General features: G+C 39.0%; 14 protein-coding genes. 2 read left to right on the top strand and 12 right to left on the bottom strand.

Annotation, left to right across the window (positions count from 1 at the left end):
* Position 1: 1 nt before the first annotated feature.
* The 11 genes from I6E72_RS04450 to murJ all read right to left on the bottom strand — a co-directional run bounded on the left by I6E72_RS04450 (position 2) and on the right by murJ (position 11,292).
* The gene (locus I6E72_RS04450; RefSeq protein WP_007581376.1) at positions 2-505 is read right to left on the bottom strand and encodes a hypothetical protein; all 504 of its coding nucleotides are present in this window, start codon (positions 503-505) and stop codon (positions 2-4) included.
* Complete coding sequence (locus I6E72_RS04445; protein WP_007581375.1) at positions 493-1,488, bottom strand: PilW family protein; 996 nt, start codon at positions 1,486-1,488, stop codon at positions 493-495. The genes I6E72_RS04450 and I6E72_RS04445 overlap by 13 nt, the downstream gene beginning before the upstream one ends.
* Before the next feature lies 1 nt (position 1,489).
* Positions 1,490-2,050, bottom strand: a complete 561-nt coding sequence (pilV, locus tag I6E72_RS04440; protein WP_024589419.1) for a type IV pilus modification protein PilV — start codon at positions 2,048-2,050, stop codon at positions 1,490-1,492.
* A gap of 183 nt (positions 2,051-2,233) precedes the next feature.
* Complete coding sequence (locus I6E72_RS04435; protein ID WP_101217803.1) at positions 2,234-2,935, bottom strand: LytR/AlgR family response regulator transcription factor; 702 nt, start codon at positions 2,933-2,935, stop codon at positions 2,234-2,236.
* Complete coding sequence (locus I6E72_RS04430; protein WP_101217802.1) at positions 2,932-3,966, bottom strand: sensor histidine kinase; 1,035 nt, start codon at positions 3,964-3,966, stop codon at positions 2,932-2,934. Before I6E72_RS04430 ends, I6E72_RS04435 begins: the two co-directional genes overlap by 4 nt.
* Before the next feature lie 39 nt (positions 3,967-4,005).
* A complete protein-coding gene (gene ispH / locus I6E72_RS04425; protein ID WP_007581370.1) occupies positions 4,006-4,935 on the bottom strand; it encodes a 4-hydroxy-3-methylbut-2-enyl diphosphate reductase in 930 nt (309 codons plus the stop codon).
* Positions 4,935-5,375 (bottom strand): FKBP-type peptidyl-prolyl cis-trans isomerase, encoded by a 441-nt coding sequence (gene fkpB / locus I6E72_RS04420; protein ID WP_002958231.1) that lies wholly within the window; start codon positions 5,373-5,375, stop codon positions 4,935-4,937. Before fkpB ends, ispH begins: the two co-directional genes overlap by 1 nt.
* Complete coding sequence (lspA, locus tag I6E72_RS04415) at positions 5,372-5,872, bottom strand: signal peptidase II (RefSeq protein ID WP_165734747.1); 501 nt, start codon at positions 5,870-5,872, stop codon at positions 5,372-5,374. The genes fkpB and lspA overlap by 4 nt, the downstream gene beginning before the upstream one ends.
* A gap of 12 nt (positions 5,873-5,884) precedes the next feature.
* Positions 5,885-8,713: an isoleucine--tRNA ligase gene (gene ileS, locus I6E72_RS04410; protein ID WP_024589422.1), complete on the bottom strand. Its 2,829-nt coding sequence runs from the start codon at positions 8,711-8,713 to the stop codon at positions 5,885-5,887.
* Positions 8,714-8,718: 5 nt separating this feature from the next.
* On the bottom strand, positions 8,719-9,669 hold the full coding sequence (gene ribF / locus I6E72_RS04405) for a bifunctional riboflavin kinase/FAD synthetase (RefSeq protein WP_197101517.1): 951 nt from the start codon (positions 9,667-9,669) through the stop codon (positions 8,719-8,721).
* Positions 9,670-9,753: 84 nt separating this feature from the next.
* The gene (gene murJ, locus I6E72_RS04400) at positions 9,754-11,292 is read right to left on the bottom strand and encodes a murein biosynthesis integral membrane protein MurJ (protein WP_033012718.1); all 1,539 of its coding nucleotides are present in this window, start codon (positions 11,290-11,292) and stop codon (positions 9,754-9,756) included.
* 295 nt (positions 11,293-11,587) lie between these two features.
* Between murJ and rpsT the strand changes: the two genes are divergently transcribed.
* Entirely contained in the window at positions 11,588-11,848 is a 261-nt protein-coding gene (gene rpsT / locus I6E72_RS04395; RefSeq protein ID WP_002958225.1) for a 30S ribosomal protein S20, read from the top strand.
* A 75-nt stretch (positions 11,849-11,923) separates the two neighbouring features.
* Here the strand turns inward: rpsT and I6E72_RS04390 are convergent, their stop codons facing one another.
* Positions 11,924-12,307 (bottom strand): response regulator, encoded by a 384-nt coding sequence (locus I6E72_RS04390; RefSeq protein WP_008168737.1) that lies wholly within the window; start codon positions 12,305-12,307, stop codon positions 11,924-11,926.
* 113 nt (positions 12,308-12,420) lie between these two features.
* Here I6E72_RS04390 and I6E72_RS04385 point away from each other — a divergent pair, with 113 nt between their 5' ends.
* Positions 12,421-12,864, top strand: coding sequence for a hypothetical protein (locus I6E72_RS04385; protein ID WP_101217800.1), 444 nt, complete (start codon positions 12,421-12,423; stop codon positions 12,862-12,864).
* Positions 12,865-12,902 lie beyond the last annotated feature (38 nt).

The raw sequence follows: 12,902 nt of genomic DNA, 5'->3' as shown, positions 1-12,902 counted from the left end.
CTTAAATCCCCTTGCTTACGCTGGCCATTTCTTGTGCTATACCTGTAACAATAGTTAGTTCATGCTTACTTTTAGATCCATATTCTATTGTGGTGGCAACCTGTAACATATTGCACGATATACCTGCAGTAAAATTAAAGCGTCGAGGACATTCTAAATCTAACGCCCCCTTGTTCAGGTTAGTCATTTTGCTTTGCATATCTGCATGATTTGCAATCACCATACCTTTGTCATCACCATCCGCGATTGCAGTTACTTCATCGGGAGTCAGGAAGAACTGATTATTAGCGCCTTGATTTGCCTCATCAGAGATCATGCGCTGCACTTCACCAATGAGTTCATTTTCGGCCACTTCGCGCTCTTGTGCTGCATTGGTAATTTTAATATCAATACTACTACTGCTCATAAGCGTTACAGCAATACCGGTCACTGCAATAACCATTATTAAAGCTGTAATTAGAACTACACCTTGCTGTTTTTTTCGTGATTGTTTTAAATACGCCATAAATTTGATCCAACATTATTTAATCGAATAGTAGTAGTAAACACAGTACGTCTGAAATTATCGGTAAATGTTAATACACGCTTATCTTCATCCTCACCTAACGTATAAGTTTGGTTTTTAATTTTAACTCCTGGGTCTGGCTGTAATGCGCGTATTAATAAAAAAACCTGAACAGTTAAAATACCTTTACGATTTTCCCAATCTGTATACTTCATATCTTGAATACTTCGGTAGGTATCTACACGATTATCACTGTTAGTATCAAGACCAAAAACAAACCGCATGTTCTCAACACCTTCCATAATAGTTTCTGTGTTGATGCTTCCACCAACCAGGCGCTTTCTCATTAATGCAGGTACAGTTAAATTTTTATTATTAACTTTATAAGTTTGTTCTGATAGATAATAAACATGATGGCTGTAAGGCCAAACGGTTGCATTAACATTAAGAGTCGCAGCGTTAACCGTTCCACGGAAAAATTGAGCTTTCTCTTGCTCAGCTACAAAGTAGTTTTCATCGGCCTGAGTCTCATTAGTTACTGTATTAACTGTTAAACTCTTACCTTGTAAAAATTTTAATTGAATAATGTCAGTGCTTTTAATCGGATTATTTAGGCAGTTAAGCTCTTTTGATTCTCCAGCAACCTTTGCGTAAATAGTTCTAAAATTACTAGCTGTAGCAAAATCAGGAAAACTCCCATTATTTAATCCTTCAAAGCAGTCTGTTCCAGGGTTTGCTAGTGTATCTGTATTTACTGCAGTGAACGAATCGTCATAATAAGTTCCCCAAAAGCCAATTTGTTCAATATCACGTTGCATTATGTTAATTGCAAGGCGCCCTGATTCTTGAAGTTCACCAATAGTCATCGTATCTTTAGTGGTTACTTTCATACCTATATAGGTGAACATAACGCCACCTAGTATTAATCCACCAATAAATAATGAAATCATCATTTCTACAAGTGTAAAACCTTTTTGCTTCATGTTAGCTCCTAAGGTAAATGTAACTAGTTAAAACAACTAAGCGGCGCTTTTTGTCAGCCGTTCCACACTTTATAGCGCCAGTAGCATCATTTGCATTAAACTCTTGTCGACCTTGCCACGAAACAATTACTTCTAAATTAAATGCCTTACCACCCGAGCCAGCAACTGCTGTAGGTGCAATACATACGGTAGCACCATCTAAAGATCCCGTATTTTCTCGAGCTCTTATAGCTCTTTTCCACTGCTCAAGATCTAACGCCGCAACTTGCGCTGCGCTACAAGTGTTTGTGAAGCACGCCTGCGAGGTTGTCGTTGCAGTTTCACTATCAAATGTTTGTGTGTACAGCCCGGCTATTTGAGGGGTATCGTTAGCACGGATACGCTGCACAATATCATTACCAAGTGCAACTGCAGCAGCACGCTGCATAGAATCAAAGCTTGCTTGCTTTGCTTTTGCTTGCAGGGCAACTGCGCCTAAAAGGCCAAAACTAAGAATAATAAATGCAATTAACACTTCAATTAGAGTGAAGCCTCTTTGCACTTTTGTTTGAGATGACTGCATAGTAGAACCAAATAAAAATTATCTGATTATAAGTTTATGCTATTTATTTGAGGAATCAATGAGGACTAAGACAAGCGGTTATATTTGTTGATAAACGGTTAATTAAATCGGCTCATTCAACAAAACAGTAGTAATTAAGCGTAAATGTATTTAAGTCAGAGGCAACTTAATTGCGAAATAAGTCTAAAGCGTATTTTTAACTAATTTAAGCTCGCGGCGGCTCACTGGCAATAACTCACTGCACCCTTGTAGCTCAATCATATGATGGCTATTCCCTTTTGAATGCAAAGCAATTACTTTTTGTTTATTAACCAATGTATTGCGATGAATTCGCAAAACATATGTGGGATATTGCAGCTCTAATTGCTTTAGGCTTTGCTCCAGTAAAGCTTCTCCACCCGAGAATATCATTTTGGTGTACTTTTCTTCGGCACTAAAATACAAAACATCATTTATATCAACACTACGTAGAGTACCAGCTAGCTGATAAGAGATTTTTACATTTTGTTGTTTTTGAATATGTACTTTATTTAAACGCCCAACTTGCTTAAGCACCTTTTGCAGTGATTGCTCTGAAATAGGTTTAACTAAATAACCTGCAGCGCTTAATTGTAAAGCATCGAAGGCATGCTCAGGGTGGGCAGTTATAAAAACAATAGCAGGAGGTAGAGTTAAACTATTGAGCTCATTAGCAACTTGTAAACCATTCATACCAGGCATATCAACATCTAAAAAAATCAAATCTGGCGTTTGCTTTTTAGCAAGTACTAGAGCTTCCTTACCATTACTTGCCTCACCTTGTACAACTATACTTTTATCGTATGTTAACAAACGGATTAAGCGAGATCTCGCAAGAGGTTCATCATCAACAATGAGCACATTCATACACGGCCCTCAATTAGCTTAGGGATAACAACCTTGACCCTAAACACATCATTTTTATTAGTAATTGTTAGCTGCGCTTTATTTTTATAATAAATATTTAATCGCTGGCGAATATTTTCAAGCGCCATTCCGTTATTAGGCCTAGTTTGAGCATTAGAAATTGTTATAGGGTTAGAAACAATCATGGTTATATAGCCGGTAGTGATATGTAGCTCTACTTTTATTTCTGCACCATGCTCACTTGTTTCAACGCCGTGGCATACCGCATTTTCAATTAATGGCTGCAGGGTTAAGCAAGGAATACTCAATGCGGGTAGTTTATTAGGTATTTGCCAATCAACTCTTAAGCGATTACCAAAACGCCACGTTTCAAGTGCGATATATTGCTTACTCAGCGTTATTTCATCTTCAAGAGATACATTCTTCCCCGAGTGCATTGCAGCCTGCGATAAGGCGGCTAATGCTAAAATAGCCTGTTCTGCCGCATCGGCATCATGATGAGTAAGTTCTGCAGCAGTGTTTAAACTATTATATAAAAAATGAGGACGTATTCTAGCTTGTAGGGCATCAAGCTCAGCACGAGAAAGAGCTTTAGTTTGCTGCTCTTTTTCAAAATGAATTAATAAAAACTGGACGAATAAAGCCGCCAGTAAAGCCACTATAATGCAATTGCGAAGTGTGAAATAAATTAGGTTATTTGTATCATCTATATCAAAAGCAAAATGAGAAAATAAAATACTAAAAATACAGGTAGATAATAAAAAAAAGGCAAAAAATAGACTTAATTGAAAAGTTTGAGTACGTTTTTGTAAGAAAAATCTACAGAAGTATAAAGAAGAGGTACCGACTAAAACAATTAAATGCATAAACAAACTAATGATCCCAAGTCGTAGCCAAATATCTCCTTCTACATTAGGTGCAAAAGCTAAAACAATAGCAATAACTTGAGAAACAATAAGCGTGGCTAATACGCCTCGCTCATTAAAAAGAGCCGAAAAAAGCAAACCATCATTTTGAAGTGACTTGCTCATAACGACTCTCCTTTAATCTAAATGTTTAATATATTTAAATTAACGTAGCTCTACAGGAACAGCAAATACTATATTTTCTACTTCACCTGGGTTCTCAACAACCTGTGTGCCACCAAGCTCTTTTAATCGGCTTATTACTTGTTGTACAAGTACTTCTGGCGCAGATGCTCCCGCAGTTACGCCAACTGATTTAGAGCCTGAAACCCACTGCTCTTGTACATCAGTTGCGTCATCAATTAAATAAGCAACTGTGCCCATTTTATCTGCAAGTTCACGTAAGCGATTAGAGTTAGAGCTATTTTTAGCGCCAACAACTAATAGCACATCAACTTTATCAGCTAAGTCACGAACAGCGTCTTGACGATTTTGCGTTGCATAACAAATGTCATCTTTACGAGGTCCGTCAATTGATGGAAACTTATTGCGTAGTGCATCAATAACATCTGCTGTGTCATCAACTGAGAGTGTTGTTTGGCTGCAATAAAAAAGATTTTCAGCATTTTTTACATTAAGCGCAACAACATCATCAACGGTTTCAACAAGATAAATGCCACCGGCTGAGTTATCATATTGTCCCATTGTTCCCTCTACTTCAGGGTGGCCATGGTGTCCAATTAAAATACACTCAATACCTTTACGACTCGCACGTGTAACTTCCATATGTACTTTAGTTACAAGCGGACACGTTGCATCAAATACTTTTAAATCACGACGTTTAGCTTCGCTGCGAACAGCTTGCGAAACACCATGTGCACTAAAAATAACAATGCTGTCGTCAGGTACTTGATCAAGCTCTTCAACAAATACCGCACCACGACTTTTTAATCCATCAACCACATAGCGGTTATGTACTACTTCGTGGCGCACATAAATTGGCTTTTCAAAAATATCTAGGGCGCGCTCAACAATACTAATAGCACGGTCAACACCAGCGCAAAAGCCGCGTGGATTAGCTAGTAATATTTCCATTAACCTTCCACCTCAATAATATCAACTTCAAACGTTAAACGTTGGCCAGATAAAGGGTGATTAAAATCAATCGTTACCGACTCACCTTGCACTTCGCGAACTAATCCAGGAAGCTCGGTACCGTCTGGTTGAGTAAACGCAATAATTGCACCTACCTTAGCTGGTGTTTCTGGGCCAAATTTACTACGGTCAACGTAGTAAATATTATCTGGATTTGGCTGACCAAACGCATCTTCAGGTTCTAATTCAAACGTTTTACTTTCGCCTGCAGTTAAACCTAATAAACACTTTTCGAAGTTTGCCGTTAAACTGCCATCGCCCATTGTTAATTTAGCAGGTTTGTTGTGCACCTTGGTAGAATCGGCGGCAGAGCCATCTTCTAATTTAATAGAAAAATGGAAAATAACTTGCGAGTTTTCACCAATTACAGCTTGGCTCATGCTTTATGCTCCTTCGGACTCTCGCCGGTAAAGGCATCAAATAACAATAATGCTGCGCCAATACAAATAGCGCAATCAGCAATATTAAATACAGGAAAATGTGAGTCTTTATAAAATACGTGAATAAAGTCGATTACATAACCATACGCAATACGATCGTATAAATTACCAATAGCGCCTGCAAGTACCAGTGCATAAGCACCGCATAGTACTTTGTTTGTTGCAGGTAAGCGTTTTAGCCACCACACAAGCAAAGCACTAATAGCAATGGCAATCGCACTTAAAAACCAACGCTGCCAACCACCCGCTTCACTTAAGAAGCTATAAGCAGCACCATAGTTATGCACATAAGTAATACTAAAAACAGGGAGTAAGTTTATCGACTCTTGATAATCCATAGTACCTACAACAAGTGTTTTACTGGCAAAGTCTATTACTAATAGTAATAGACTCAACCAAAGCCACACTAAACCACTTTTTTGGGCTAGTTTGCTCACTAAGAATAACTCCTAAGCGAATTGACGCTTTTCGCCTTCGCCGTCAACATTACTTACACAACGACCACAAATTTCAGGATGAGCAGGGTTAACACCTACATCTTCACTGTAATGCCAACAACGCTCACATTTAGCAGCATCTGTTGCAGCAACACTAATGAATAAACCTTCAATTTCGGTAGCTTGTGTATCAGCTGGCTGACTATCAACTTCAGAAACATTTACGGCCGATGTTAATAATACAAAACGCAGTTCATCACCAAGCGCATTTAATTTAGCGGCAAGCTCTTTACCAGTAAATAAATTAACCGTTGCTTGAAGCGTTGCACCAATAACTTCTTCTTTACGTGCAGCTTCTAATAAGCGGTTTACTTCGTCGCGTACTGTTAGAATTTCTAACCAGTCATCGTTACTAAATTGGCTATTTGTTGGCGCTTGTAAGCCATCATACCAAACAGATGTAAATACGTAGTCACTACGTTCACCCGGTAAAGCTTCCCAAATTTCTTGTGCAGTAAAGCTCATAATAGGTGCCATCCAACGCGTCATTGCTTCTGCAATATGATAAAGCGCTGTTTGACAAGAACGACGTGCATGGCTGTCACTCTTAGCTGTGTACTGACGATCTTTAATAACGTCTAAATAGAACGAACCAAGCTCACCCGTACAGAAGTTCATTAGCTTTTGCGTTACTAATAGCATTTGGTAGCTATCGTATGCGGCTAAAATTTCGTCTTGCAACTGAGCAGCACGACCAACAATCCACTTATCAAGCTCAACCATATCATCAACAGCAACTTGATCTGTTTTTGGATCAAAACCATTTAGATTAGCTAGTAAGTAACGGCTAGTGTTACGAATACGGCGGTAGCGATCGGCAGAGCGTTTAAATATTTCATCCGACACAGTCATTTCTGCCGTGTAATCGGTAGAGGCAACCCATAAACGTAGAATGTCGGCACCTAGTTTATTCATCACATTTTGTGGTGAAATAACATTACCTAGTGACTTAGACATCTTGCGGCCGTTTTCATCAACAGTAAAACCATGAGTCAATACTTGGCGGTATGGCGCATGACCATTAATAGCCACTGATGTCATCATTGATGACATAAACCAACCACGGTGTTGATCAGAACCTTCAAGGTATAAATCAGCTGGACCAACCAAGTCTTCACGTGCGTCTACCACACATGCGTGTGAAACACCTGAGTCAAACCATACATCTAGCGTATCTTGCACTTTCATGTATTGCTTGGCATCTTCTTCACCAAGTAATGTGGCTGGTTCTAAATCGTACCATGCCTGAATACCAGATTTTTCAACTAGCTGTGCAGCTTGCTCAATGAGTTCTTGAGTATTTGGATGAAGTGCACCGGTATCTTTATCTGCAAACAATGCAATTGGCACACCCCAAGTACGTTGGCGAGATATACACCAATCTGGGCGGCTTTCAACCATGTTCGAAATACGGCTTTCGCCCCACTCTGGCAACCACTGCGTGTTTTTAATTTCTTTTAAAGAATCTTCACGCAAGTTAGCCTGATCCATACTTACAAACCATTGTGGTGTAGCACGGAAAATAATCGGTGTTTTATGGCGCCAACAATGTGGGTAACTATGAGTTATAGCATGATGATGCATTAATGCACCGTGCTCTTTTAATACTTCAATTACGCTCGCATTTGCTTTAAATACATGCTGACCTGCAAAAAGTTCAGTATCTGGTAAATAAACGCCATTAGCGCCAACAGGGTTAGCTACTTCAAGGTTGTAATTTAAACCCGCCACGAAATCTTCTTGACCATGCCCTGGTGCTGTATGTACAACACCGGTACCTGAGTCAGTCGTTACGTGTTCTGCAACAATCACTGGTACATTAAAATCATAAAAAGGATGGGCTACTTGTAAGTTTTCAAGTGCAGCACCTTTTACATAACCTAATACGTGGAAGTGATTAAAACCAAAGCGGTCCATTGCATCTTTAACAAGCTCAGAGCCTAAAATTAGACGTTGTTGTACGCCTTCATCTTCAACCTGCACCAATGCATATTCTAAATCGGCATGCACAGCTACTGCGCGGTTTGCTGGAAGCGTCCACGGTGTTGTTGTCCAAATAACAGTACCAACACTGCCTTCACCTTTATGACCATCAGCCAAATCAAATGCACTTACAACAGCATCTTGATCAACAAATGTAAAACGTACATCAATCGCTGGTGATTGCTTATCTTGGTATTCAACTTCAGCTTCTGCTAATGCAGAACCACAATCTGTACACCAATGCACAGGCTTAGCACCTTTATGCAAATGACCTTTTTCAATAATACGACCAAGTACACGAATTGCATTCGCTTCAAAGTCAAAGTTCATTGTTAAGTAAGGCTTATCCCAATCTGCAAATACGCCTAAACGTTTAAAATCAACTTTTTGACCTTCAACTTGTTTTTTAGCGTATGCACGGCATTTTTCACGAAACTCGCTCGCGGTTACTTTTACGCCCGGCTTGCCTACTTTTTTCTCAACCATTAACTCGATTGGTAAACCATGACAATCCCAACCTGGGACTAATGGTGAATCAAAGTCAGATAATGTTTTAGACTTAACAATAATGTCTTTTAATATTTTATTAACTGAGTGGCCTAAATGGATGTCGCCATTTGCATACGGAGGGCCGTCATGCAAAATAAAGGTCTTTTTACCTTTCTTAGCGCTGCGAATTTGACCGTACAGGTCGTCTTCATACCATGCTTTAAGCATTTTTGGTTCACGTTGTGCCAAATTGCCACGCATTGGAAACGGTGTTTCCGGTAAGTTCAAAGTATGTTTATAGTCGCTCATTTATCCTACATTCCGTCTCTATCGGCTACCTGATTTAAACCAAAACACTGCTTAGCGGCAGCAACATCAGTTGCTATTTGCGCCGTTAATTGTGTTAATGTCTCGAATTTTTTTTCGTTGCGAAGTTTTTTTATTAACTCCACATGCATAAATTGTCCGTAAATATCCTGTGCAAAATCAAAAAGATGAACTTCTAATAATGCACGAGTTCCATTAAATGTCGGCTTATTGCCTACATTTGCAACTCCAAAAATCTGTTTTCCTGCAATCGTTGCTTGCACTGCAAACACCCCGTTGACAGGACACACTTGGCGTTTTAGGGCAATATTTGCCGTTCTAAAACCGAGTTCACGTCCTCTTTTCCAGCCGTGTATAACACGCCCAGAAATAGCATAATCGTGACCAAGCATTGTTTTAGCACTTGCTAAGTCACCAGATGCCAAAGCATCTCGTATTAAAGTGCTGCTTACTCTAGCATTTAATTGACGAAAACTCGCGGTGCTTTTTACGTCCATGCCCGCTTGCTTGCCCATGCTAGCAAGTAAGTCAAAGTTACCTTGGCGCTGCTTTCCAAACTTAAAATCATCGCCAACAGTGAGAGCTTTAACACCTAACTTTTTAATCAAAATATCATTAACAAATTGCTCAGCATGCATGTTTGCAAATTGCTGATTAAAGCTAATGCAAATAACTCGCTCAATACCTAAATCACTAAGCAAACGTAGCTTATCTCGTAAGCGCGTTAGCCGTGCTGGGGCATTTTTTTTAGCAAAAAATTCTTGTGGCTGGGGTTCAAATAGCATTACAGTGCTAGACAAACTATGCGCTTTAGCATCAGTAAGTAAGCCTTTTAGTACTTCTGCGTGGCCTAAATGAACACCGTCAAAATTACCAATAGTTAACACACAACCAAAATGGTGTGGGCGAATATTGTGTATACCTCTAATTAACTCCATGCCACCTAATGCCTTGTTTAGCGAGCTATTAATTACGACTAAAAATTAATTAAAGCCGCAGAGTTGCCGATTATAATCTTTTTTTTAGTTTGATTCAGTAATTGCTACACTTTTTATCGTATTTAGTCTAACGCCCATCAAAAATAGCATTGCAAAGTAACTAATACCTGCCAAAGCCACGAGTGCTATTAATAAGACTACCTGCTGTGTAAAAGCCCATGTAGCCCAGTAATAGTAACTGCTCACAAACCATGTAACAGCTCCCATAACCATACTTGCAACAACACATTTTAGTGTAAAGCGCATACTCATTGATGAAAATTGATACACATTTTCTTTTTTAAGCTGCCTATACAGCAAAAATGCATTACAACTAGCCGATAGCGAAGTAGCGAGTGCTAATCCTAAATAACCAATGAAAGGAGCCAGCATAATATTAAATACCATATTCAACACTAAGGTAATAATACCAATACGCACCGGCGTTTTTGTGTCTTGACGAGCATAAAAGCCAGGAGCAAGTACTTTAATCAGCATAAAGCTTACAAGCCCTACTGAATATGCGACTACGCCTAAACTAACTGCTTTAACATGATCAACACTGTCTTCTTTAAACGCACCGTGGTCGAACAATACGGTGATAATAAGCGGGCTGATGATCATTAGACCTATCATTGCTGGTAGGCCTAAAAATATAACAAAACGCACCCCCCAGTCGAGGGTATGCTGAAAGTCACTACTTTTTTTACTGCTATGTAACCTAGAGAGCGCCGGTAAAATAACTGTCGCAATACCAATACCAAATAAGCCCAACGGAAATTCAATTAAACGGTCTGAATAATAAAGCCATGCAATCGAGCCTGTCATCAGTAATGAAGCAATCATGGTATCAAGCAACAAATTAATTTGGCTAATAGATACGCCAAACAAAGCAGGAAGCATAAGTTTACGTACTTTTTTTACGTTTTCGTCTTGCCATGCCCAGCGTGGACGCGCCAACATTTTTGCACGGTATAAAAATGGAAGTTGAAACAATAACTGCACAACGCCACCAATAAATACGCCAATTGCGAGAGAATAAGCCCCGACACTAAATTTATCATGTAAAAAAATTGCACACGTAATAATAGAAACATTGAGTAAAACAGGTGTAAATGCAGCAACAGCAAAACGGTTATACACGTTCATTACCGCACCACTAAGCGCAACTAAGCTTACAAAAAACAAATAAGGGAATGTAAATTTAAGTAATGAACTTGCAAGCTCAAACTTTTCGGCATTAGGGCCGCCCTGCCACCAATCTATAAACCAACCGGTGCCAAACAATGCTGCAATAACGGGTGAAGCAACAACACCTATAATAGTGACAATCAGTAAAATGGTTCCTAATGTGCCTGCTGCTTGTGCAACAAAAAGTCTGACCTTGTCGTCGCCTTGCTGTTCTTTAATTTCACTCAGCACGGGTACAAATGCTTGTGCGAAGGCACCTTCTGCAAATAAACGACGTAAAAAATTAGGAATACGGTTAGCAAATAAAAAAACATCAGCCGCCGCACTTGCGCCTAATAAATTGGCAACGACTGCATCTCGAACGAGCCCTAAAATACGCGATATCATAGTCATACAACTAACAATCATACCGGAGCGAAATAAACCTTTTGACACCTTAAACCTACTCAAAAATCCTCAAGATAGGCGATTATGCCACAGTCTTTTTTATAAATCGCTTTAAAGCACTAGGCTGGGGGTCTGTGCTTTGTTACAATGTCGGTATTAACTGCTAAAGCGGCAAATTGATGCTCGTTATATGGTGCAGTTTTTCTTGGATTGTTAAATTTAAATTGACATCCATGATAGAAACAGGCATATTCCACGGCCTTTAATTTAAGCTTTATTTTAAGATTGTTAGGAGCAAACCTTGGCTAACATCAAGTCTGCAAAAAAACGCGCTATCACAAGCGAAAAAAACCGTCAGCACAACGCAAGCCGTCGTTCAATGATGCGCACTTACTTCAAAAAAGTAATTGTTGCTATTGAAGCGGGCGATAAAGAAGCTGCACAGCAAGCTTTTTCTGTTGCTACACCTATCCTAGACCGTTACGCAACTAAGGGTCTAATTCACAAAAACAAAGCAGCTCGTCATAAGAGCCGTATAGCAGCTAAGATTAAAGCTCTATAATTTGTTTTTGATAGAATATAAAAAACCGGCTTTTGCCGGTTTTTTTTTGTTTAAATTTTAAATGTACTTACTTTATTAGACATTTTCTAACTCTGGATAAAACTTCTTAAGCATTGCCGCTATTTTTTTAGGTGTAAATGGCTTTACTACAAACCCTTTAGCGCCTTTATCAATTGCATCCTTAACATTCTCAATACCTGAATGTGCAGATACCATAACCACATTTGTCTCTGGGCTTAATTCATTGATTTGTGCAATCAAATCTTTACCATCACCGTCTGGCAATTCAATGTCTAAAAAAATGATATTATAATTTGCAGCTTGGCACTCACTAATACATTGTGAGGCAGTAGATGCTTCCTTTACGTTATCTATCCCTAAGTGCATGAGCGTTTGGCTCAAAAAACTACGCACTGTGCTAACGTCATCTACAATTAAAATTGATAGCTGCGTATTCATCTTTATTCCTCGTAGGCTATAAGCTAACTTTAAGTTATCATAATAATTAGCTTAGTATATAAATTTACTCATTTAATTATAGAGACCTACGGAAAAAAGGCCAGATTTGCTTTATGTCTAAAACCCCAAATAAACAATCGTTGCTAGGTAAAGCACCGGCAAGAAAAAAAACAGCGCAAAAAAGAAAACCTCAGCGTTCTACTCAGCGCCCTTCACCTGGCGAGTTAAATTCCAGTGCAAAGAATGATATAAGCCAAAAAACAACGCAAAAAAAAGGACTGTTTATATCACTCGCTGTCGTTGCTGTAATAATTTTAGCTTTTCCAAAACCTACCTTACTCACCTATAAAAAATTAGGGATGGTAAGTGAGAGTGTTTACTGGCCCGGATTCTTTGGCAAGGGGGCTACTTTAATTGATTCAAACCTACACCCCACCTATGATTCTAGCCGTGAGTCCCTTTATTTATGCAGTGACTTACAAAAACCGCAGAGCTGCCAAAAGTATCAAGTAATTGCTGATAATGGTTTATTTTCAGCAATCGGTAGCTACTTTTAGCATTAAAAAAACTAATCTGAAAATTTAAAATTACTTGG

Source organism: Pseudoalteromonas sp. NSLLW24, from assembly GCF_015864725.1.
Classification (GTDB): domain Bacteria; phylum Pseudomonadota; class Gammaproteobacteria; order Enterobacterales; family Alteromonadaceae; genus Pseudoalteromonas; species Pseudoalteromonas arctica.
The sequence above is the reverse complement of the archived record's forward strand: the minus strand, read 5'-3'. Positions and strand labels throughout refer to the sequence as shown.